Source organism: Holdemania filiformis (genome assembly GCF_003459085.1).
In the GTDB taxonomy this organism is placed as follows: Bacteria; Bacillota_I; Bacilli_A; order Erysipelotrichales; family Erysipelotrichaceae; genus Holdemania; species Holdemania filiformis.
In genome coordinates, this window is sequence record NZ_QRUP01000012.1 from 1 (window position 1) to 23,195 (window position 23,195).

Consider the following 23,195-nt stretch of genomic DNA (forward strand, 5'->3'; position numbering starts at 1 on the left):
ATGGCTGTGAGCTTATGGTTTTTTCTTATTTTCCTGATTTGTCACAGCCCCTTATGTGTTATTGCTTTTCTGTTAAATTCGTTTGGTTCTCCACCGGCTTGATCCGGATCAGTGAATTGCGAACCCAGAACGGCAGGAATAAATAAAAGACGGTAAAAAGCAAAAGCAGGTAAACGATCAGGCCAACAAATCCATGGTCATCCGGCAGAAGGACAACAAAAATGGCAAGCAGAAAACAAACTGTCCAGGAAGGGATCAAGCGGGAACGGCCATGACAATGCGGACATTCCAGCCGCATCGACAGGAACGAACCGGGACGGACATGAAAACTTTTTTGGCAATGCGGGCAAACGACATCTTGACGCATGGACTATCCTCCTGACACCGCGCGAAGCGATGTGAACAACGATTTTAAACCCACCCCGGCCAGCAGCAGAAAACCGCTGAAATTGATCGGATCACGGAAGAACGTCAGCGTGAGCCAGCGCAGAAACGCCAAGTAAAGCAGCGAATTCCGGGATAAATCCTGAAACTCCGTAAACCAGGCGCTCCAAGCATAAAGGCTGACTCCCAGCCAGTAGACGAGTTCCAGAAGCAGAGACTTCTTCCGGGTTTTCCAAAGCAAAAGTACCGTGATGAGAAAGAAGACGGTGAACAGAAAAGCGTAATCATAGACCGGGATGTTGGTGCAATTGGGTGTGATCAGACCGATGTCCGGGCAAGTCCCTCCCGCATTGATGGAACACAGGGGGACCGGAATGGGCCAGCCTCGCTTTTCCCAGACCCCAAGGCCCAGCTGAATCAACAAAAATACGACAGGAATTTCCTCAATCTGCAGCAGTGCTTTCCAATGAAGTCTTTTCATCTTTCTCTCTCCTCTTTCTTTTATTATAAAGCATCAGGCGGAAAAAGACAGGGGCGGCGGCCTTTTTTCACCGCGACTTATTTCATACGAATGATCGGAGCAGTCCGCCGCTTAGCCTGCACCTAAGCGAGGTTTATTCATAAGCGCACGGCGATGGGGTAAGCGGAAAAATCTGCGGCTGTTTCGGAGTGAAATTCTTTGTTAAAAACATTGACAACCTAACAAATTGGAAATAAACTAAAAACGGCAGCCGGAAAGAAATTCCGGCAAAAGAGGGAGGTGGAAAGTATGGATAACCCGGGCGGTAGTTGCAGGCAAGGCATCAATAAAACGAGAAATCCATTCTTTCCTCTCCTGGAGGGCGAGTCTGCCCGAAAATAAAGCTCCAGGACGTTTTATTCATGCTTTGCGAACTTGAAGAACAAACTTGAAGGAGGGCAAAGTATGACGGTAAAAAACATCACTGAGCTTTTGAATGCGAAAAAATACGCTCAGATCAAAAAAGAACTCAACGAGATGAACAGCGTGGACCTGGCGGAATTGCTGGAACAATTTCCACAGGAAAGCATGGTCGTCCTTTTCCGTTTGATCGCCAAAGAAACGGCGGCGGAAGTTTTCACCAACATGAATACAGAGATGCAGCAGGCTCTGATCAGCACGTTTACAGAGAAAGAACTGAAAGATATCTTTGAGGATATGTTTATGGACGACACCGTCGATATCCTGGAAGAAATGCCGGCTAATGTGGTAGAGCGGATTCTCGACGTTACCGATAAAGAAACCCGTTCGCGCATCAACGAGCTGCTTCAGTATCCGCAGGACAGCGCCGGCAGCCTCATGACGACGGAATACGTCGACCTGAAAAAGACGATGAGCGTGCGCGAGGCGATTGCGAAGATCAAACGCGTCGGTATCGACCAGGAAACGATATACACATGCTATGTCATTGAAAATAAAAAACTGTTAGGCATTGTGACGGCGAAAAGTCTGCTGCTCAACGACGAAAACGCCTTGATCGGCGACCTGATGGAAACGCATATCATTTCCGTGCGGACTCACGACGATCAGGAGGAAGTCTCCAAGCTGTTCCAGAAATACCGGCTGATTTCCATTCCGGTTGTGGACACGGAAAACTGCATGGTCGGGATCGTCACCTTTGACGATGCGATGGAAGTTTATCAGGAAGAAATGGCAGAGGATATCGCATTGATGGCAGCGGTGCAGCCCAGCGACGATTCCTATTTCGGAACTTCGGTGTTCAATCATGCCAAACACCGGATTCTGTGGCTGTTGTTTTTAATGCTCTCGGCGACGATCACGGGAACGATCATCTCCCGCTACGAGGAAACGATTTCCGCGATTCCGCTGTTGGTTTCGTTTATTCCCATGTTGATGGATACCGGCGGTAATTGCGGCACGCAGAGCTCGACGCTGGTTATCCGTGGGATTGCGACCGACGAGATCCGCTTCTCCGATTTGTTTAAGGTAGCGTTTAAGGAAAGCCGGATCGCCTTGATTGTCGGCGCGGCTTTGGCGGCGGTCAATGGTCTGCGGATCATCGTCATGTATCAGGATCCGCGGCTGGCGATTCTGCTGGGAATTTCCTTAATGTGTACGGTCTTTTTGGCGGAACTGATCGGCTGTCTGCTTCCGTTGCTGGCCAAGAAGGTGCATCTGGATCCGGCAATCATGGCGGCGCCGTTAATCACGACGATTGTTGACACCTGTTCAATTATTATTTATTTTGCGATTGCGACGCATCTGTTTGCGCTGTAAGCGTTATGACGGACAAGCATGGAGGAAAACTCTGTGCTTTTTATTTGTCCTTTCTTGGCGATCTCCCAGATCGTGGAACGCAGGAACAATAGTATACAGTGGGTCAACGAGATTTTGACCGGAAAGGAGAATGTCGATGGAAAACGTAGAAAGAGAACTGCGGATTCCTCGCAGCTGGATGGAAACGGAAGAGGATTTCGCAATGGAATGCGGCCGTCCGCACCGTCCAACGCCGCCGCGCAGACCACACTGCCCAGGCTGGAGCGATGATTTCCGCACGCGTTTTGATGAAGCTGATTTCATGGAGGATGAAATGTTTGTGGAGGAGGCTGTCAACCTGTCCGCAGGCTGCGGCTGCCGTCCGAAACCGCCGGTATGTCCGCCAAGCTGCGGCTGCGATAATGATACCGATGACCAGGATGATGATGATCGTCCGGGATGCGGCAATCGTCCAGGCTGCGGCTGCCGTCCGAAACCGCCGGTATGTCCGCCGAGCTGCGGCTGCGATAATGATACCGATGACCAGGATGATGATGATCGTCCGGGATGCGGCAATCGTCCAGGCTGCGGCTGCCGTCCGAAACCGCCGGTATGTCCGCCGAGCTGCGGCTGCGATAATGATACCGATGACCAGGATGACGATGATCGTCCGGGATGCGGCAATCGTCCAGGCTGCGGCTGCCGTCCGAAACCGCCGGTATGTCCGCCGAGCTGCGGCTGCGATAATGATACCGATGACCAGGATGACGATGATCGTCCGGGATGTGGCAATCGCCCGGGCTGCGGCTGCAGCTGTGACTGTGATGACGATCATGACCAGGACGATGGCTGCGGTAATCATCACCGCTGTCCGGATATGAGCCTGGCGATGCCGTATGTCGCCCGCCAACAGTGGAATGGAAAACGGGAAATCTATAATCGTCCGCGCGCCTTATTAAGAGGAACGCTGTTCGTAGAACTGGATATGCCGTTTACAGGAAAGGGGGGCTGTCAGGATGAATAAAAACGAGCTGCTGCGGGAGCTGCAGGAGTTGGATTTTGCGATTCAGGAAGCTGTCTTATTTCTGGACACTCATCCCCGCAGCGAGGTGGCGCTGAGCTACTATCGTTACGTTACCGGCCTGCGCCGCAAAGCCGCGGAAGAATACAACCGTGTCTGCGGACCGCTGACCAGCCGCGACAGCCGCGGACGCCGCTGGGATTGGGTCAATAGTCCATGGCCGTGGGAAAGGGAGGGATAAACCATGTGGATCTATGAGAAAAAACTGCAGTATCCTGTGAATATCCAGAAGCCGGACCCGGCGATGGCCAAGCTGATCATTACCCAGCTGGGCGGCTCGGATGGTGAAAAGGGCGCGTCTGACCGCTATCTGAATCAACGCTATGCGATGCCGTATCCGGAAATCCGGGCATTATTGACCGATATCGGCACGGAAGAAATGGCGCACGAAGAAATGATCGCGACGATGGTTTACCAGCTGCTCAAGGGTTGTTCAGCTCAGCAGATCAAAGCGGCCAACGCCGCAGATTACTACGTCGATCACACGGCCGGCGTCTATCCGCAGGGAGCCAACGGCATGCCGTACACGACCGCGTATATCCAGTCCAAGGGGGATCCGATCACGGATCTGTCCGAGGATTTGGCGGCGGAACAGAAAGCCCGCACGACGTATGAGAACCTGATGCGCTTAGCGAAGGATCCGGAAGTCTACGGCCCGCTGCTGTTCTTACGTCAGCGTGAAATCGTGCATTTCCAGCGTTTCGGCGAAGCGCTTGACTTTGTCCGCAAGGATCTGGACTGCCGTAATTTCTATCGCTACAATCCGGCTTTTGACCGCTGATCAAAAGCAAAGGCGGGAATTCTCCCGCCCTTTACATCATAAAAGTGAAAAATACCTGAAGATCAATGGAATTCATTCCGTTGGCCGGTTGGCGCAGGCCTGCGGAAGAGAACCAGGGCAAGCGGGGCCGGGCGCAGGCAGGGAGTCAAGATTTATATAAGGATTCCTCAGAAAAGGAATGAACCATCCGCTTTTACTTTATTGGTTTCAGGTTAGGTAAGAACATTTCGTATCACCGTAAAAATATGGTAATTTGAATATGAAACTATTATAATTAGACTAATAAAGAAAAGGTGCGGGAATATGAAAAAAATAACGAAATTTGGGGTGTTGGTGACGGCGTGCATGCTGCTGATGCAGGGCTGCGGCGCTAAAGAAGAGAACTATGACAGCCTGCTGAATCCGAATAAACCGGTGACGCTGGAAATCTGGACGTATTACAACGGAACGCAGAAGGCGGCGTTTGACGAGTTGGTTACCGAATTCAATGAGACCGTGGGCGCGGAGAAGGGAATCGTTGTCGAGGCTTACAGTCAGGGCAACGTGAACGATCTGATCACTAAAGTTGAGGAAGCGGCGGAAAAGAAGGTCGGCGCCGGTGAAATTCCTGATATTTTTGCGGCGTATGCCGATACGGCGTATAAAGTCGATAAATTAGGACTGGTTGCTTCGATTGACAAGTATATGAGCGAAGCGGAGCTGGACTCCTATCGTGACGAATATGTAAGCGAAGGGCAGATCGGCGAGGACGGCAGCCTGAAAATTTTTCCGATTGCCAAGTCGACGGAATTGATGATGCTGAACAAGACCGACTGGGATCGTTTCGCGGAAGCCAGCGGCGCGACGCTGGACGATCTGAAGACCATTGAGGGCGTGACGAAGGTGGCCCGTGCTTATTACGAATGGACCGACAGCCTGACGCCGCAGCCAAACGACGGCAAGGCGTTCTTCGGCCGGGACGCGATGGCGAACTATATGATCATCGGCAGCCGGCAGCTGGGCAAGGAGATCTTTGCGGTAACAGGAAATGAGGTAACGCTGAATCTGGATCGCGAGATCTTCAAAAAACTGTGGGATAATTATTATGTACCGTATATTCGCGGCTACTTCACGGCGCAGGGACGTTTCCGTTCCGACGACGCGAAGACCGGCGATTTGATCGCGCTGGTGGGTTCCAGCAGCGGCGCGGCTTATTTTCCGAAAGAAGTGGCGGTGAGCGATGTCGAAAGCTATCCGATTGAATCCGTTCTCGCTCCGGCTCCGATGTTTGAGCAGGGCGAGAAGATTGCGGTTCAGCAGGGGGCCGGCATGGTCGTGACGGCTTCGGATACCCAGCATGAATACGCATCAGTTCTTTTCTTAAAATGGTTTACTGAGGAAGAGCGCAACATTGAATTCTCGTTGTCTTCCGGTTATCTGCCGGTCAAGAAAGCCGCCAATGATATTGAAACGATTAAAAAAGTCATGGAAAGCAATGCAGAGCTGGGATCGGCTGAAATGATCGGCGTTGTCGAAGTGGCGGAGAACCAGCTGAGCGAAGTTCAGCTGTATACGACGAAAGCCTTTGAAGGTGGCAATGACGCGCGGTCTTTGTTGGATACCTCGATGCAGGATCGGGCTAAAGCGGACCGCGAACAGGTGATTGAACGTCTGGCGCAGGGGCAGAGCCTCGATGAAGCGGCCGCTGAATTCGAAACAGACGCTTATTTTGATACCTGGTTCGCAGCGCTGAGCCAGCAGATGCAGGAAATCGTCCAGGAGTAACGTTTTTAAGAAAAGGAGTAACCGGAATATGCTGAAAAAAAGAAGTGTTTTCAATCGTATTCTGATCCCTTTGATCATCGTTCAAATTTTTCAGATCAGTCTGTTTGGGATGTTGGTTTTCAGCGGCGGCGTCATTACCAAGCTTGACCGCAACGCTGAGGAAATCCTGAACGAGCGGGTCATCAATCGGAAGAATTATTTAGAAAATGAAATGATTCAGCGCTGGAGCAATTTCTCGATTTATCAGACGAAGATTGAGGAAGAAATTGAGCAGCAGCTCAGCGAAACCGGCATGACCGTCGCCGACTTGGTGCCGGGGGCGGCCATAACCAGCGATATTTTGAAAAAGATCGGGCCGGATCTGATCGCTTTGATGCGCAGAAATACGGTGACCGGTGTTTTTCTCGTCTTTGAAGGGCCGCAGGGTAAACTTAACGGTTCTGAAGAAACAGAAAAAAGCGGAATCTATCTGCGGGATCTGGATCCGATCAACAACCCCTATGATAATTCGGATCTGTTGATGGAGCGGTCGCCGACAGATGTGGCGCAAAGTTTGGACATCGCGATGGACGTCGGCTGGAGTCCGCGCTTTAAGATCACGGCGGAGAGCTATTTCTATAACAATCCGGTGCGGGCGGTTCGGTCAGATCCGGATTTAGCCAGTGAAGACGCGGGATATTGGGGTTACGGCTCCATGTTGAATGAAGATCTGATTAAAACGATTACCTATACTCAGCCGCTGATCGGCAGCGATGGAAGCGTGTTGGGCGTGATGGGGGTTTCCCTGGCCGACGATTATCTGAAATCGCTGCTGCCGTCGAAGGAACTGCTTGCGGATCAGTCGGGTTCCTATATGCTTGCGATCCTCGACGAAACGCAGTCTCAGGAGCAGGGGCTGACCTTGCAGAAGGTGACGCACAGCGGCGGGGTGTTTATCGCCATGTTCGGCGAAGCGGAAGAACTGCTTTTCCAAAAGGACTCCGATGTGTCCGGGGAAGGGGCTTTAATCCATACGTCCGCCTTAAAATTGAATCAGAAAATTTACGGCAGTCTGCAGCCGCTGGAGCTTTACAATTCCAACGCGCCGTTTTCACATCAGCGCTGGGTTTTAGTCGGACTGGAATCGCAGAACGCGCTGTATGGCTTCTCGCATAAAATGCAGAACAGCATTTTGACCTTTATGATTTTATCCATGCTGGTGGGGTTAGCCGCGACGATGTATGCGAGCTACCGGCCATCCCGGCAGATCGGCGCGCTGGCGCGCAAGGTCCGCAACTCTGATCCGAATAAACCGATCCATCTGGATCCGATCCGGATTACGGAAATTGATCAGTTAAGTCAGGCGATTGAGGAATTAAGCAAGAGCGTAGCGGAGAACAGTTCCCGGCTTTCGCAGATTATCGGCATGCTTTCGATCCAGATCGGAGCGTTTGAGGTTGAAGCGGATAAGAATTCTGTTTTCTGTACCTCCGGCTTTTTCGACGTTCTGGATCCATTGACGGCTCACGAAGACCGCATGCTGACGCTGGATGAATTTGCTGGACAGCTGCGTTTATTGGATCTGGATCTGAAGGATTTGGGCCGGCTGCGGGAAAAGACGATCAAGCTGGAACAGGAGGGCGGCGGATCACGCTGGATGCGGTTAAAAACCGCGGCGCGGGCGCAGACGATCCTGGGCGTGGTGCAGGATGTGACGGCGGAAATGGTTGAACGGCACCGTATCGAATACGAACGCGATTACGACGTTCTGACGAACCTGCTGAACCGCCGGGCATTCCAGCGTTTTGCGCAGGAGCGTTTTGAACATCCGGAACAGCTGAAAATCACGGCGTTTATGATGATGGATCTGGACAATCTGAAATATATCAACGATACTTACGGTCACGACTGCGGCGACGGTTATATCCGCAGCGCGGCAGATGTGCTGCGTAATAACGCCGGTCCGCATGAAATCGCAGCGCGGATGTCGGGCGACGAGTTCTACGTTCTGTTCTACGGTTATGAAACGGATTTTCAAATCCGTCAGAAGATTGAACAAATCCGAAAAGCGATGGCCGCTTATGAAATGGAGCTGCCGGATGGCAAGAGTATCCGGATCCGCGCTTCCTTCGGCGTTTCCTGGTATCCGCGCGACAGCCGCAACCTGGATGAATTGATCAAATACGCTGATTTTGCGATGTATGAGATTAAAAACTCCGTCAAGGGCGGAATCAAGGACTTTGAAATTGAAAGCTACCGCAAGGATTCGTTTATGCTTCACAGCAGCGAAGACCTCAACCGGCTGATTGAAAATGAACTGATTGATTTTGTATTCCAGCCGATTATCGACGTGGAATCGCAGACGGTCTATGGTTATGAAATGCTGATGCGGCCGAAGATGGAAAACCTGAAAACGCCGTCGGAGGTTCTGCGGATCGCCCGCGCGCAGTCGCGTCTGTATCAGATCGAGCGGCTGACGTGGTTTAAGGCGATGGAGGCTGTTGATCGTTATCACCAGCGGCTGCAAGGCAAGAAGCTCTTTATCAATTCGATTTCCAGTCTGCGGCTGAGTCCGGAGGATCTGGAAGAACTGGATCGCCTGTATGGACGCTATAATTCGCAGGTTGTCATTGAATTGACAGAGAGCGAAAAGATGGGGGAAATGGCGACGATTCATAAACGCCAGCGCTGCATCGATCAGCATCAGGAAATCGCGCTGGATGATTACGGCACCGGCTACAACGGTGAAGCGACGCTGCTGGATCTTATGCCGAACTATGTCAAAGTGGATATGAGCATCATCCGCGGACTGGATCGCGATGTTAACCGACGCGAATTCTATGAGGGGTTAGTCGTTTATTTCCGCAGCCGGAAGATCAAAATTCTGGCCGAGGGTGTGGAAACCCGCGAGGAAATGGAAACGCTGATCGAATGCGGCACGGATTATATGCAGGGGTTCTACTTCCGAAAAGGCGAGCTGATACCGCCAGAGCCATGTCCGGAAGCCATGGAAGCTTTGCGGAAAGCCGTGGAAAGGAAAAAAGAAAAGTCTTTGTTTTAGTTAAATTGGAAGTGTAATAACACAGTTTACTGGAATCAGAATGTCATTGGAGAAGCTTTATGTGAATCACTTATTGATTTTCGCAAGCCTTCTTTAATCTGCATTTTTTCAAACCTGAAAGGATAGAATTATTCATCAATACAAAAGCGCGTGTTAGAAGATACGCGCTTTTAAGATTAGCCTTCTTATAAATATTTTTTTAATAACTGGGTCAATTCCAGAATGTCAATAGGTTTTGCAATATGAGCATTCATGCCCGATTTCAGGCAGCGCTGTATGTCATCAGAAAATGCATCAGCACTCATTGCGATAATGGGAATCGATAAAGCGTCGGGATGATCCGTTTCCCGAATTGCTCTTGCAGCCTCATGCCCTGTCATGTGCGGCATGCGTATATCCATCAGAATGATATCGTAATATCCCTTTGGTGATTTTCGAAACTTATCCAGGCAAATCTGTCCATCTTCTGCCCAATCCAATTCTACGCCCAGATCGGACAACAATTCTTTGGCAACCTCCCAGTTTAGCTCATTATCCTCGGCAAGCAAGATACGGCGAGCGGAGAGATCTGCATTTTGATTCATTGTCTGGCCGGGATCTGCCTCATTGCCCATATACTGACGTAAAGCATGATACAGCGTAGATTTAAAAAGCGGCTTGGAGATAAAACCAGTAATCCCTGCTTCACGAGCCTCTGCCTCAAATTCACTCCAGTCGTATGCAGAAACTAGTAAAATTGGTACTTCCTCTCCTAAATTACGCCTGATTTCTTTTGCGACCTGAATCCCATCCATATCTGGTAGTTTCCAATCCAAGAGAATGATTTGATAATCATCTCTTTTCTTATGACGCTGGATTACCAGTTCTAGTGCTTTTTCCCCGCTTAATGTCCATTCGGCTTTTATTCCGATAGATTTTAGTGAGTCCGTGGCGGTTTCACATAATAATTTGTCATCATCAACCACCAGCATATTCCATGGGGGAAGAACCATATTCATCTCCATAACAACTGCTTTTTCAAAATCAAATGTAAGAAGAAACTCGGTTCCTTTATCAAGCTCACTTTTTATATTAATAGTTCCTTCCATAGCGTCTACAATGTACTTTGTAATTGCCATTCCTAAACCGGCGCCCTCAGTTTTATGGATTCTGGCTCCATCTGCACGGCTATAAGATTCAAATATTTTTTCCAGGAATTCTGGCGCCATACCAATTCCGTTATCCTTGACTTTGATATAAGTTCGTACATAATTTTCGCCTTTCGGAGATTTTTCTTCCGATAGGGATAATTGTATTGTCCCTCCTTCCAGTGTATATTTCGTTGCATTTGATAAGAGATTTAGTAAAACCTGATTCAAGCGGACACCGTCGCACCACACATTTTCTGTTAAGATATTTTTAACATGGATATCAAACGTTTGCTTTTTTGTCTTGATCTGTGGCTGCATGATGTTAACAATTCCTTCAATGACTTCCTTTAATGAAATTTGCTCTGTTGTTAACGTTAATTTACCACTTTCTATTTTTGACATATCCAGGACATCATTAATCAGTCCTAAAAGATGTTTGCTTGATAATGTTATTTTTCTAAGGCAGTTCTGAACCTGTTTACGATCGTCTATATGGGCTGTGGCAATCGCAGTCATGCCTACGATCGCATTCATAGGCGTACGAATATCATGGCTCATATTTGCTAAAAATTCACTTTTGGCTTTGTTCGCTTCAAAAGCGGCCTGCCGGGCTATCTCCAATTCATGCACTTGAGAACGGGTTATGGAGAAATACCGAAGAAAGATCAATGTCAGAATGATCAAAATCGAAGCACAGGACAATAATGTTGTGAATATACGCTGGCTGCTTAGATTGTTTATTGCATTATCCAAGATTCCATAAGGCATGACCGATACTAAATACCACTCAGAATAGGGTAATGAGATACCGTATATTTGTCGTTCTTCGCCATTTACTTCATAAGTCGTGGCAAATTCTTCATGGTTTTTTAGTGCATCACCAAACATTTTAATAGAATTTTCTGCAGAGAACTCATTTACCGTAGGGTCAAGCTGCTTTTGTAGTTGTTCAAAAAAATACCATAACTCTGTGTTGGAGTTCTGTATTACAAAACTACCGTCTGGCCTTATAATATGATAATACATCAATTGATCTTCATCCTCTAAGGAAAGGAAATCGGTAATATACTCCAGAGGAACGGCTGCGATCAGACCCGTGCTTTTGTCGCCATTGTGCATTGGATAATCAGCGTCAACACCAAATAATACCACTTCATTTCCAGCAGAATCAATACCTACAGCGACCCTTTGTTCCCCTTTTGACAGCGCTTCTACAAAAGGTGCAGGATTAAGGGGGCGAATTGCTCGTCCATAAAGCGTTTGAAAGTTTCCTTCAGCAGAACAAAGTGCTAAATAGTCAAATCCTCTGACTTGAGTCCGGTAAATGAGTTCCTCATATAAATTCGTCTTATTACTGTTATCTGTTGAAACAACAGAAACAATACCGCTAACCTGATTGAAACGCAACTTTATAACAGTTTCAAAGTGTCTGGACATCTGTTCATTCATTCCAGACATATAAATATTCCCAATTTCATAAACGGTATTTTTACTTTTTCGGCTCATATAGGCCCCAAGCAGACTGAAAATAATAATACTCAAGACCAAAAGTCCAATGAAACTGCAAATTAGAAAACGTGTTGTAGTATTCTTTTTACTATTATTTCCCATTCATATTATTCCTCCCAGGCATTTTTGAAATCTTTCATAACCCTTGTTTTTCATTTTTATAGAAGTTTCAAATCAACAGAAACTTTTGTATCAAAAATTTGTAAACAGAATTCTAAACGATTTGTTCTCGCCGCAGTCTAGCCAATGCCTCATCAAAATTCTTGCCAAGATTACTATAATAGGCTTTTAGTTTCATCATTGCAATTTCTCCATTTTAAGCATTGCCTGTGTTCTATTTCTCTCACTTATAAAACAGAGGGTTACCTTATTTTTATCTTTTTTAGATTGATACATCATATTGTCTGCAACTTTGAAGAGCCTTTTTGTAGTATCCTTTCCATACACTCCACCCACACTTACAGATATACGTAGTTCGGGATGAGTGTCAATGATCAGAATACTGACAGAGTATCGAATTCTCTCCAGTTTTTTCTTAAATATATCGGCAGGTATACTGAAAAAGATTATTACAAATTCATCCCCGCCATATCGGATTACCGCATCTGTTTTCCGTACACATGATAAAATAGTTTGTGCAATGTTTTGCAGTACAATATCACCAACGTCATGGCCATAATTGTCGTTGATCTGTTTGAAATTATCAACGTCTATTACGACCATTGCCTGGATATTATTGACATCTTGAAAATGTTCGTCATAATAACGCCGGTTATAAACGCGGGTTAGCGAATCAATATATAATAATCGCAAATGCTGCTGCATGTGGAACTGAACAGTACTTTTTTCATAAGATAACAAGTTGTTGTAATCTTTAATATCTCGCAGATTTGGGATGTTTCTTTTCTCTCTTTTAGAATCAGGCACCATCAGCTCTTTTTCCAGATTTTCGGAAATTTCTTGCAGACAAAGTAAAAGTGTCGGATTAAATGCGCCGCATTGCCCCTCTAAAATCATATTTAAAGCTTTTTTATAGGAATAAGCTTTCTTATAGCATCGCTCACTGATCAAGGCGTCATATACATCGGCCAATGAAACGACCTGTGCAGCAATAGGTATTTCCTCTCCTTTTAATCCATCCGGATAACCCTTGCCATCGTACCTCTCATGGTGCCATCGGCAGATCTCGGAAGCCACTTTCACTAATGGCGCTTCCTGCTGCTCAATGGGAAGGTCTGACAGCATATTGGCTCCAATCACCGTGTGAGTTTTTATCTCTTCAAATTCTTCTTCTGTCAGTCGGCCCGGTTTATTCAATATTGAATCTGAAATTGAGATTTTCCCAATATCATGCAATGCAGAAGCGGTGCTGATTAATGAAATGTCGACGGGAGATAAAGAATATTCATCAGTAACTCGAACTAATTGTTCAAGCAAACGTTTTGTTATCGTATTAACATGCAGTACATGAAGACCGCTTTCTCCGTTACGGAATTCCACAATATGAGATAGGATTGAAATCATCAGCTCATTATTTTTGTCTTGTTCTTGAAATTGATCCGTAATAATTTTTTCAAGACGCTGTTGGCGAGCAAATAAAAGCATCGTATTAGAAATTCGACGCTGAACAATGATTGGATCGAAGGGACGGCTTATGTAGTCAAAAGCTCCCAACTCGTAGGCACGCTTTATATTAGCGGGCGAATCGTCGGCAGAGATCATCATAACGGCCAAGCTGTCATTCCAATGATAGTTGTTGATATAAGCTAAAACTTCAAAACCATTCATATCCGGCATTATAATATCCAGAAGAAGAAGGGAAAAATCTGATCTTCGCTTAGAAAGGAGAGAAATAGCTTCTGAACCATTTTCAGCTTCGGTTATTTCATATTGTTCTTCCAGAATCTCTGCCAGAAGTGCGCGATTTATTTCTGAATCGTCAACAATTAAGATTTTTTGCTTTCCCATGATCGTCAAACTCTTTCCTAATCTTTTTACAGTTTGATTATACAAATTATTTTTATGTGCTGGCAATGCTAATATTGGTAAGGTATACAAATAGGTTGACGTCTTTCAGCGCAAAATAACTGACATAATATGCTATAATTCGATGGATAAGAAGGTGAATTATGAAACCACAGGAAACAAAATTTACATTTGTATATAACGAAATTAAACAGTGTATTTTAGAGGGACAGATACAACCTGGAAATAATTTACTGTCTTCAAGGATGTATTGCGAGCAATTTCATGTAAGCAGGTATACGATTAACCGTGTCTTTGAAACCTTGCGGATCGAAGGATTAATTGATATTCAGCCTCGTCTAGCACCCACTGTTGTTTCAAAAAAAGAATACTATAATTCCTCTAATGCTGTTTTTGAAATTCTAAAACAGAGGGAAGCTCTCGTGCAGATATATCAGACCTTTGCTCTAATACTCCCTTCACTTCTTGTTTTTGCTTTGCAGGGGTGTGATGTTGAAATCATGCCTCATTATAAACAGGCTGTGAAAGCCTTGCGTTTAGGATATACTGCTGACGGATGGCGCTTTTCCTCTAAATTAGGACATGATGTATTGAGGATCGGTGGTAATTCTCTATTCAGCGAACTATATTCTACATTTGGTCTTTATAATAAACTTGCATTTTTTACCAAGGATTGTCCTTATTTCTCCAAGCTTTTTTTTGAGGAATCTGTAACTGACGATATTATCGACGTATTAAAGGGTGATGATCCACTAAAAAAGTACAATCATTTGTCGAATATGTACCAAAAACTTACGGATTCAATAGATGATACGCTAAATTATCTATCGGAGACAATGCCAAAATGTCCTTTACAAACGGATTTGCGTTTTTCATGGAATCCTATGCGTGGTCAGGATTATTGTTACTCAAAAATTGTTGATGAGCTAAATTTAAAAATCGGTCTTGGGAAATATTCTGTAGGCATGCTTCTTCCCTATGAAAAGCAACTGGCTGACCAGTATGATGTTTCTTTATCGACAGTCAGAAAGGCATTGTCTGAGCTTGAGCAGAGAGGCTTCGTTAAAAAGTTAAATGGTAAAGGCACGATTGTTATAGAACCGAATGCTATGAAACTTCATCAGCTAACCCATAATCCAGGGTATGTAAAAAAGGCATTACGGTACCTTCATGCCCTGCAATTAATGATATTCATCATTCGTCCTGCGGTTTTTATTGCAGCTCCGCAATGGACTAAGGCAGAAATGGAAGAGTTAGCGAAGAGATTGACTTCACCTGATTCTGTTTATCTGGCGGATATTTTGGAATTTATAAAGAAGCATATCACGCTGGAGCCACTTTATATTATAGTCTCTGAAACGAATCATCTTCTCGAATGGGGTCACCATTTTGCTTATTATTCATCCAAAAACAATACTCTTTCACACCTTAATCAACAAGTGGTCGGCGCGTTTCAACAGCTAAGGGAAGGAAATGTGATCTTCTTTGCGGATGCCATTGCCGATTGCTATCGTTATATGTTGGTTTGTATGAAGAAAAATATGGTTGAGAAATATAAATTTCGTAGTGTGGCTACTATTCGAATTCCAGAAAAGTACTAGATGACGAGTCATAAAAATATCCTTCCCACATTCATTAACGGTGTACTTTTTTTGATTTCTAATATCAATAAGAGAATCATTTGTTTTTTGAGACTGCAGGAAAACTCGGCACCCATTTCAACGAATACTCAGTGCGCTTTTTATAATAAACATTCTTTCCTTATAGGATGATAATAAGCAAATTGATTCCCATAAATTAGAATAAAGAATTGTTGATTTTGACCCATTCGCGCACAGTAAAAGCTAAGGTATAAATTAGGAATGGCTTAAAATCTGGTCTTTGTGGTATATCTTACAAGAAAAGAATTGTGAAAAGATTTATAATGAAACAAACTTAACAGGGAGGTTAATATGGGCGCATCAAAACTTGAGAAACAAAAACAGAAACTGATTGAACTGGGAGTCATGGAACCGGAAGACACCTTGGTTGATTTCCTGCAGGCCAGCTATGTGGAACGGCTGGTAGGCAAGCTGGGCAAATGGAAACAAGGCTGGGCGTATTTTACGGAAAGCCGGGTGATCGTGATTACCGGAATGCAGGAAGACAATATTGTTATTCCCTACAAGACGATCCGTGAACTGGGCAAATGTTCCCAGAGCCTGATGCCGATCGGCATTACGATCACGCATGAGGATCCGGAAACGGGCAATCAGATCACCGACAGAATATCCTTAATGAAGCGGGATAAATGGCTGAACTTCATGGCGGAAAAAGCCGGTGTGGAAGCGGCGTAATTCGGCGGCAAATTTCTCACAACAACGAATTCAAAGTAAAATCCAGAAACCTTGCCGGGTCTCTGGATTTTTTTAAGCTTAAGGTCATCGCTGAGAGGCTAGAATAGGCAAAACGAACAAGCGTCCTTCCTATTTCTTTGAATCGGAGTCAACGATCCTGATTCGCTTTCCCTGACAAGAAAGGCAGAAATACTTTTTCTTTTTCAGTTAATCAGTGTATAATACAAAATAAAAGACAGGAACGTTTGTTCCTGTCGGATTTGAAATCTGGTGGAGCCGACGAGGATCGAACTCGCGACCTTTGCATTGCGAACGCAACGCTCTCCCAGCTGAGCTACGGCCCCAGACACGATATTAAGTTTACCACCATTTTTCGAATTGTCAAGATTATAAGGAGGAAAGTTATGAAAGATTGTTTACAACAGGCGCGGGAAGTCATCAATGAGGTCGACGCGCAGATGGCGGAATTGTTTGAAAAGCGGATGACCGCTGTTCAACAGGTGCTGGCGTATAAGAAGGAACACAACCTGCCGATCTTGGATGCGGCACGGGAACAGATCGTGATTGAAAAGGGCGTTGCCCGGATCCAGGATCCCGTTTTAAAGCCGTATTACGAGGAGTTGTTAATCAAGCAGATGGAATTATCCCGGCGGTATCAAAAGACGCTGTTAGCGGCTTCCCAGGACGAATAAGGGGCGGTTTTCCTTCCGATATCCCGCTATGTCAGAATAAAAAATGAGCCCAAACAAAAAGATTGAAAGCACCCAGACCGGGACTCCTTTCAATCTCTTTTTTTCCAATATTGACCGAAAGCAAGCAGAAGCGTGCAGCCGGCGATGACCGCCGCCCCCAGTGTCAGCCAGTAGGCCGGATAACCGCCCAGCTTCATGATTGCCTGCAGAAATCCAATTTCCGGAACTTCCCGCAGAAACATGTAATTCTGTCCCCAGATCCAGTCCACAGCGAAGGCGCACAGCGCGCTGCCGCCCAGAATTGCGATGACGGAAGGCAGCTGGCTTAACCGCGGCGAATAATCGTCAGCCAGAAACATGAGAACCGGCGTCAGGATCAAAAGCAGATGCAGCGCAAAACTCTGGAATGTCTGAAAGTGGAAAAAGGGGTAAGTACCAACGATTCCTGCCGGATACACGATTGCGGTAATTCCGCCTAAAATGGACGTCGCCCAGACATAACTGCGCAGCGGCAGATTGCGTGAAAACACAGCCAGCGGAATGAAGAATACCTGCAGACCGCATAAATGCAGCGGCAGCAGCTTTACCCAATACCCTTCGCCCAGCCAGACCAGCCACAAAATCCGCATTAATTCCAAAAGCGGGACGGCGATTGCCATGCCGTAAAGCAGCTGACGGGCGGTTTGCCGGGAATGCGTCCGCGTCCAGCGGACCAGCCAGAACAAACTGAGCGGAATCATTAGAATTTCCAGAATGTGCAGCGGGCTTAGAAAACCATAAGCCGTGCCGGGAATCACTTCATCCCAGAAGCAGAAGAATTGTGAGATAGTAAAACCTCCTTCAGATCAATGTTCAAATTGCATGCGGTACAGATGCGCGTAAGCACCGTCCGCGGCCATCAGCTCGGCATGACCGCCTTGTTCCAGAATTCCTTCCTCGCCCAGCACAACGATGCGCTTGGCGTTGCGGATCGTTGAGAGGCGGTGCGCGATCACAAACGTCGTGCGGTTGCGGGCCAGCCGTTCTAAAGAATCCTGAACGACCTTTTCACTTTCGTTGTCCAGCGCGCTGGTGGCTTCGTCAAAAATCAGAATCGGCGGATTCTTTAAGAAGACGCGCGCAATGGATAAGCGCTGTTTCTGACCGCCGGATAATTTAACGCCGCGCTGCCCGATATCTGTATTATACCCGTTTGGCAGCTCCATAATGAAATCATGCGCATTGGCAGCTTTGGCGGCGGCGATCACTTCCTCCTCGCTCGCTTCCGGTCGGCCGTAGCGGATGTTGTCCATGACATTGCCGGCGAACAAATACACATCCTGCTGGACGATGCCGATACAGGAACGCAGCGATTTCATCGTCACGTTGCGGATATCCTGACCATCGACAAGGATCCGGCCCTCGCTGACCTCATAAAACCGCGGAATCAGGGAACACAGTGTTGTTTTGCCCGCACCGGAAGATCCGACCAGCGCCAGATATTCCCCCGGTTCGACATGCAGATCGATGTGCTTCAGGACGTAATCCGGGGAGGAGGCATATTTAAAACCGACATCCTCGAAATCCACCGCACCCTTGACGTCAGCCAGGATCTGCGCATGCGGATCATCCTGAATGTCCGGCTCAACTTCCATGATTTCCATAAACCGTTGGAAGCCGGTGATGCCTTCCTGAAACTGCTCGGTGAAGTTGATCAGCTTCTTGACCGGCTCCGTCAGGTTGTTGATATAAAGCAGATAGGTTAACAGATCGCCTAACAAAATCCATTTCATCGAAATAAACGTCGATCCGGCAAGAATGACAACGACGGTGATCATCGTGGTGAAAGCGTTAAGACCCGAATGATAATAGGCCATGATCCGGTAGCTGTTCTTACGCGACTTGACGTACCGGTTGTTTTCCACGCCGAATTTCTCCAGCTCGCTGCCTTCGCTGGTAAACGATTTAACGACGCGGATGCCGGACAGATTGTCTTCGATCCGGGCGTTGATATCGCCCACCCGTTCTTTATTCTGCTTGAAAGCTTTGCCCATTTTTTTATTAAAATACAAGGCGAAGACAAGCATGATCGGCAGGATTGAGAAGATGATCAATGTCAGCGGCACGTTGATGGAAAGTAAGATGAAGAACGCGCCGAAAAACTTGATGATCGAAATGACGACATCCTCCGGGCCGTGGTGGTACAGCTCGGTTAAGGAAAACAGATCGTTAGTCAGCCGTGACATCAGCTGTCCGGTTTTCTGTTCGTCATAGAAGCTGAACGACAATTTCTGATAATGACTGAACAGCTCGTTGCGCATATCATGTTCCATCATGACGCCCATATAATGTCCCTTATAGGTGATGAAGAAGTTGCAGAGCAGCTCGATGATGATCAATCCGACCATCACCAGACCGATCTTGAAAATCAAATCCAGCTGCACGGACTGTGATGACACAAGCACGGTGTTGGTGATGTAGCGCGTCAACAGCGGAAAGATCAAGGAGATCGCCGCGACGATGAAGGCGCAGACCATATCCGCGATAAACAGCCTTAAATAAGGCCGGTAATACGAAAGAAATTTTTTACCTCTGGCGTTAAGCAACACAATTCCCCCTTTTAGTTAGACATAAGTGTAGCCTAAATTGACGAAAACTTCAATGATTCAGACCCTTTCCGCCGGTTTTTCAAGTTCGTCGGCAAAGGAAAAGGGATCCGTTTGCGGAAGCCTGGAAAGCTTGGTAAGATGGAGAAAAGAAAGCAGAGGCAGGGCGAGTGAAAAATGGCATTTATATTGGTAAAGACAGCGAACTGGGGTTAACGGATAGCGCGGCGATTCTGTTTTTTCGTGATCCGCAGCATGTCTGGCTGGAATCCAGGCTTTATGCTAAAAGAGAAGGAAAGTTCTTTTGTATCGGCGTATGCCGGTCAGTGCCGGCGCTGATGGAGCTGCATCAATCTTCATGAACAAAAATCGCTGAAATTCAATCGCGGCTCCTTTCTGAAGCGCAGCTTATTTGAAATCAAAAAGAAAAACGACTCCGGTTCAAGGCCCGGGGCCGTTTTTCCACAATCAGGAGCGATTTGTTATTTGTAGCAATCCTGGAACAAACTGGCCAGCTTGGCCTGCAGCGCCTGCTCGAACTTGGCGGCGGCTTCCATCGTACTCTGAACCGTTTCGTTGACCTCGATCAATTTGTCGATCGTGATGCAGTCCATGGAGACGGCGCACTGCAATTTTTCTCCCTCGGCGTTGAGGATATGCGCAAGCGCGGCTTCCTCCAAAGCAATTGACTGCAGAATATCAGTAATGGCTTGCGAACGGGTGACGTTGCTACTTCTGATTTCAGGCATTCCCATAAGTTAATTCCTCCTTACACTGACATCCTATTCGACCCGGGCGAAAGAACCCGGGCTCATGTCCCGGAGTTATGAAATTTTCCGGGCGACATACACTGGTCAAGGGGGAATGATCATGAAAATCGTAATTGTCGGATATGGAACAATGGGACATTTATTATTAAGCCGGATTGAAGAAAAGGAAGATCTGCAGTGCGTTGGTTTGATCGCTTCCTCCTATTATCAGGAGATTTCCGAGCTGCCGCAGCATCCCGAGGTGATCGTCGACGTCAGTCACCCGGACAATTTCGCCCGGATCGAACGGGCGATGCAGCGTCAGCCGATTCCGCTGGTTTTGGCGACGACGGGGTACAATGAAAGTCAGAAAAACACAATTGAGGATTGGGCACGGCAGGTGCCGATCGTCATGACCAGTAATTTTTCGATCGGGATGACGATCGTCAACAAAATGCTGAAGACCTGCCAGCGGGAAATCGCGCAGTATTTTGATTGCGATATCCTGGAAATTCATCATGAACAGAAAAAAGACAAACCGAGCGGGAGCGCGCTGATGCTGAAGAAAACGCTGCAGGGACCGGCGACGGACCGGTACGGCTATCAAAAGCCGATTTCGGTGACTTCCCTGCGGCATCGTCAGATCGCCGGCGAACATACGGTGATCCTGTGCGGCGATCATGAACAGATCACAATTACCCACACGGCCGACAGCCGGGAGATCTTTGTGCGCGGGATTCTGGAAGCCGTGGAGGCGATTCCCTATTTGAAACCCGGCCTGTTTTCGATGGAAGACTTGCTTGCCCAGCGCTTTTTGCAGCGCCGGCTGCTTTGATTTCAATAACGTCAGTCCCTCAATCTGGTTCGAGCTGAACCGGGCTGAAAAAGAAAGGGGGAAGCGAAAAGCCTGTTTTGATAGGACAGGTTTTTCTTTTGCTATTCAGTTCGCTGCGAATCTCTTTATAAGGAGAGCGGCAGCACAGACTTGAGGTTCGCAGCACGATCTGTTAAAATTAAACCAATATAAAAGGATGATCCGGACAGGAATTTCGATAACGGAAGGGAGAGGTCAAAGTGGAAAACTATTTCATAAAACTTTGGGGCACTCCGACACTGCGGGAAAACGGCCGGTCTTTGCCGCTGAATGAAATTCTGGGAAAACAGCTGACAGAATTATTGTGCTATTTTCTGATTCATCGCGGTGAACTGGTCAGTCATGAACGGCTGATCGAATTATTCTGGCCGGAATCGGTCAATCCGCAAAACGCTTTGAAATTTGCGGTACACCGGCTGCGGAAACTGACCCAGCCGTATGCTGAAACCAAAGAACAGGAATGGATCGCGACGGGGAAGCATGGCTATTTGTTTTCGCTGCAGGCGCCGGTGGAAACCGATTTATTTCAGCTTTCATCACTGACGCCGGAACTTCTGGCAAAACAGCCCGGACAGATTGAAGCCTTAATCCGAGGAGAATTGATGGAAGGCTATTCTTCGATGTGGATTCTTCCGATTCGAGAGTTTTGGAAAGAGAAAGTCAAAACGCTCGTTCAGGAAACGGCCGGAATTCTCGATCAAACCGGGCAGGCGGAAGCGGCGCTGCAGCTGACGCAATCGGCGCTGGCGCTGGATCCGTATTCCGACGAGCTGAACTACCGGTATTTATCCGAACTGGTCAAAGCGAAGGAATATAACCGGGCTTTGAAACATTACGATCAAATTTCCGAACAGTTTTATCATGAGTTCGGCGTCGAATTTGAAGGCCGCTCCAAGTCGCTGATTTACTTTTTAAGCTCGGACCGCGAACCGTCGCATTCCATTCAGGAACTAGTTGAAGAAATGAACGCCAGCGAAGACGAATGCGCGTTTTATTGCGAACAACCCGTTTTCCGTAAGCTGTATCAGGCGCGGATGCGCGAAAGCAAGCGGCTGGATATCAATTCTTACTTATTGGTGCTGGATGTTCAAAGTGATTCCGCGGAACTGGGAACCCGGGCGACCGACGCGCTGATTCAGATCGTCAAGACGCAGCTGCGGTCCTGCGATATTTTCACCCGCACGGCAAACTGCCAGCTGGCGGTGATGTTGATGATCAAAGCGGAAAGCGACGTGCATAAAGTGGTCAGCCGGCTCAGCCAGCGGCTGAACCGTAAGTATCCCACGAATCAGGTCCGAGTTTATTACCATGCGCAGAAAATTGAACAGAACGGTTCGCAGCCGGCGGCAAATTGAACGCCTTGGGGATGATTGAAAACCGACGCTGAAAAAAGGTATAATAAAAACAGAAAGAAGGATGAAGAATGTCATTACTAACAACATTAAGAAAAGATAAAATGCAGGCGCTGAAAGACAAGGACACGGTGAAAAACGGAATATGCAGCTTACTGATCTCAGCGATTGCGCTGGCAGAGAAGGAAGCCGGTCAGCCGTTAAGCGCGGAAGAAGAACTGGCTTACGTTCAAAAAGAGCTGAAACAAACAAAGGATACGTTAGCGCAGACCCCGGCCAGCCGTCCGGAATTGATCGCAGAAACGCAGCGTAAAATTGAAATTATTGAAGCGTATCTGCCGGCACAGATGAGTGAAGCAGAGCTGGACGAGGCCCTCAGAGCAGTGATCGCGGAGCTTCAGCTGGAACCGGTAATGAAAAACAAAGGAACGCTGATCAAAGAGATGATGGCGCGCTACAAAGGAAAAACCGACGGGAAATCCGTCAACGCCGCTGTCGGGCGCGTGCTGAATTAATCACTGGATTCTGACAAGAGCTTAACCAGGAAAGAAAGAGAAAAAGAGGATCTGTCCGCAAAATGGCGAGGCCGATCCTTTTTGTTTTGGATTCATCGGACATCTTATTGATCAAGGACAGGCACCATCTTCAATCCGGCGGCAGGCGGAGGATCCGATTCTCAGCCAGACAACGAGAAGC

20 protein-coding genes and 1 tRNA gene are annotated in these 23,195 nt (G+C 47.1%); 13 read left to right on the forward strand and 8 right to left on the reverse strand.

Translation table 11 applies throughout. The features are described from left to right. Nucleotides 1-58: 58 nt before the first annotated feature. Together DWY25_RS10285 and DWY25_RS10290 are read right to left on the reverse strand one after the other, a co-directional pair. A complete protein-coding gene (locus tag DWY25_RS10285; protein ID WP_117895154.1) occupies nt 59-367 on the reverse strand; it encodes a hypothetical protein in 309 nt (102 codons plus the stop codon). A 3-nt stretch (nt 368-370) separates the two neighbouring features. Then, nucleotides 371-865, reverse strand: a complete 495-nt coding sequence (locus DWY25_RS10290) for a hypothetical protein (protein WP_117895155.1) — start codon at nt 863-865, stop codon at nt 371-373. A 444-nt stretch (nt 866-1,309) separates the two neighbouring features. Here DWY25_RS10290 and mgtE point away from each other — a divergent pair, with 444 nt between their 5' ends. From mgtE to DWY25_RS10320, 6 genes are all read left to right on the forward strand, one after another. Continuing rightward, a complete protein-coding gene (gene mgtE / locus DWY25_RS10295) occupies nt 1,310-2,641 on the forward strand; it encodes a magnesium transporter (protein ID WP_006059390.1) in 1,332 nt (443 codons plus the stop codon). A 136-nt stretch (nt 2,642-2,777) separates the two neighbouring features. Beyond that, entirely contained in the window at nt 2,778-3,644 is an 867-nt protein-coding gene (locus tag DWY25_RS17875; protein ID WP_220412938.1) for a spore coat associated protein CotJA, read from the forward strand. Then, nucleotides 3,637-3,882, forward strand: coding sequence for a spore coat protein CotJB (locus tag DWY25_RS10305; protein WP_006059387.1), 246 nt, complete (start codon nt 3,637-3,639; stop codon nt 3,880-3,882). The genes DWY25_RS17875 and DWY25_RS10305 overlap by 8 nt, the downstream gene beginning before the upstream one ends. Before the next feature lie 3 nt (nt 3,883-3,885). Further along, complete coding sequence (locus tag DWY25_RS10310; RefSeq protein ID WP_006059386.1) at nt 3,886-4,482, forward strand: manganese catalase family protein; 597 nt, start codon at nt 3,886-3,888, stop codon at nt 4,480-4,482. A 303-nt stretch (nt 4,483-4,785) separates the two neighbouring features. After that, nucleotides 4,786-6,246 carry an extracellular solute-binding protein gene (locus DWY25_RS10315; protein WP_117895156.1) on the forward strand — a complete coding sequence of 487 codons (1,461 nt, stop codon included), beginning with the start codon at nt 4,786-4,788 and terminating at the stop codon, nt 6,244-6,246. A 28-nt stretch (nt 6,247-6,274) separates the two neighbouring features. Next, complete coding sequence (locus DWY25_RS10320) at nt 6,275-9,286, forward strand: GGDEF and EAL domain-containing protein (RefSeq protein WP_117895157.1); 3,012 nt, start codon at nt 6,275-6,277, stop codon at nt 9,284-9,286. A gap of 185 nt (nt 9,287-9,471) precedes the next feature. Here the strand turns inward: DWY25_RS10320 and DWY25_RS10325 are convergent, their stop codons facing one another. Together DWY25_RS10325 and DWY25_RS10330 are read right to left on the reverse strand one after the other, a co-directional pair. Next, complete coding sequence (locus tag DWY25_RS10325) at nt 9,472-12,027, reverse strand: hybrid sensor histidine kinase/response regulator (RefSeq protein WP_117895158.1); 2,556 nt, start codon at nt 12,025-12,027, stop codon at nt 9,472-9,474. Nucleotides 12,028-12,222: 195 nt separating this feature from the next. Then, nucleotides 12,223-13,893, reverse strand: a complete 1,671-nt coding sequence (locus tag DWY25_RS10330) for a diguanylate cyclase (RefSeq protein ID WP_117895159.1) — start codon at nt 13,891-13,893, stop codon at nt 12,223-12,225. Between the two features lie 161 nt (nt 13,894-14,054). Between DWY25_RS10330 and DWY25_RS10335 the strand changes: the two genes are divergently transcribed. Both DWY25_RS10335 and DWY25_RS10340 read left to right on the forward strand, forming a co-directional pair. Continuing rightward, nucleotides 14,055-15,512, forward strand: a complete 1,458-nt coding sequence (locus DWY25_RS10335; protein ID WP_117895160.1) for a GntR family transcriptional regulator — start codon at nt 14,055-14,057, stop codon at nt 15,510-15,512. Between the two features lie 351 nt (nt 15,513-15,863). Next, on the forward strand, nt 15,864-16,247 hold the full coding sequence (locus DWY25_RS10340; RefSeq protein ID WP_117895161.1) for a hypothetical protein: 384 nt from the start codon (nt 15,864-15,866) through the stop codon (nt 16,245-16,247). Between the two features lie 268 nt (nt 16,248-16,515). On the opposite strand, the gene DWY25_RS10345 is transcribed toward DWY25_RS10340, so the two are convergent. Further along, a tRNA-Ala gene (locus DWY25_RS10345) sits at nt 16,516-16,591 on the reverse strand. A gap of 60 nt (nt 16,592-16,651) precedes the next feature. Between DWY25_RS10345 and DWY25_RS10350 the strand changes: the two genes are divergently transcribed. Then, nucleotides 16,652-16,939, forward strand: a complete 288-nt coding sequence (locus DWY25_RS10350; RefSeq protein ID WP_039864599.1) for a chorismate mutase — start codon at nt 16,652-16,654, stop codon at nt 16,937-16,939. Nucleotides 16,940-17,028: 89 nt separating this feature from the next. Here DWY25_RS10350 and DWY25_RS10355 read toward each other — a convergent pair whose 3' ends face one another. Both DWY25_RS10355 and DWY25_RS10360 read right to left on the reverse strand, forming a co-directional pair. Then, nucleotides 17,029-17,736, reverse strand: coding sequence for a YwaF family protein (locus tag DWY25_RS10355; protein WP_181981785.1), 708 nt, complete (start codon nt 17,734-17,736; stop codon nt 17,029-17,031). Between the two features lie 48 nt (nt 17,737-17,784). Further along, the gene (locus tag DWY25_RS10360) at nt 17,785-19,527 is read right to left on the reverse strand and encodes an ABC transporter ATP-binding protein (RefSeq protein WP_117895163.1); all 1,743 of its coding nucleotides are present in this window, start codon (nt 19,525-19,527) and stop codon (nt 17,785-17,787) included. A 167-nt stretch (nt 19,528-19,694) separates the two neighbouring features. Between DWY25_RS10360 and DWY25_RS10365 the strand changes: the two genes are divergently transcribed. After that, entirely contained in the window at nt 19,695-19,886 is a 192-nt protein-coding gene (locus tag DWY25_RS10365) for a hypothetical protein (RefSeq protein ID WP_117895164.1), read from the forward strand. Nucleotides 19,887-20,006: 120 nt separating this feature from the next. On the opposite strand, the gene DWY25_RS10370 is transcribed toward DWY25_RS10365, so the two are convergent. Beyond that, nucleotides 20,007-20,279: an alpha-helical endospore appendage domain-containing protein gene (locus tag DWY25_RS10370; RefSeq protein WP_006059377.1), complete on the reverse strand. Its 273-nt coding sequence runs from the start codon at nt 20,277-20,279 to the stop codon at nt 20,007-20,009. Between the two features lie 115 nt (nt 20,280-20,394). Here DWY25_RS10370 and dapB point away from each other — a divergent pair, with 115 nt between their 5' ends. The 3 genes from dapB (at nt 20,395) to DWY25_RS10385 (ending at nt 23,014) form a co-directional block, all read left to right on the forward strand. Next, on the forward strand, nt 20,395-21,108 hold the full coding sequence (dapB, locus tag DWY25_RS10375) for a 4-hydroxy-tetrahydrodipicolinate reductase (RefSeq protein WP_181981786.1): 714 nt from the start codon (nt 20,395-20,397) through the stop codon (nt 21,106-21,108). A gap of 239 nt (nt 21,109-21,347) precedes the next feature. Beyond that, nucleotides 21,348-22,502, forward strand: a complete 1,155-nt coding sequence (locus tag DWY25_RS10380; protein ID WP_117895166.1) for an AfsR/SARP family transcriptional regulator — start codon at nt 21,348-21,350, stop codon at nt 22,500-22,502. Between the two features lie 68 nt (nt 22,503-22,570). Further along, on the forward strand, nt 22,571-23,014 hold the full coding sequence (locus tag DWY25_RS10385; protein WP_117895167.1) for a GatB/YqeY domain-containing protein: 444 nt from the start codon (nt 22,571-22,573) through the stop codon (nt 23,012-23,014). The last annotated feature ends 181 nt before the right edge of the window (nt 23,015-23,195 follow it).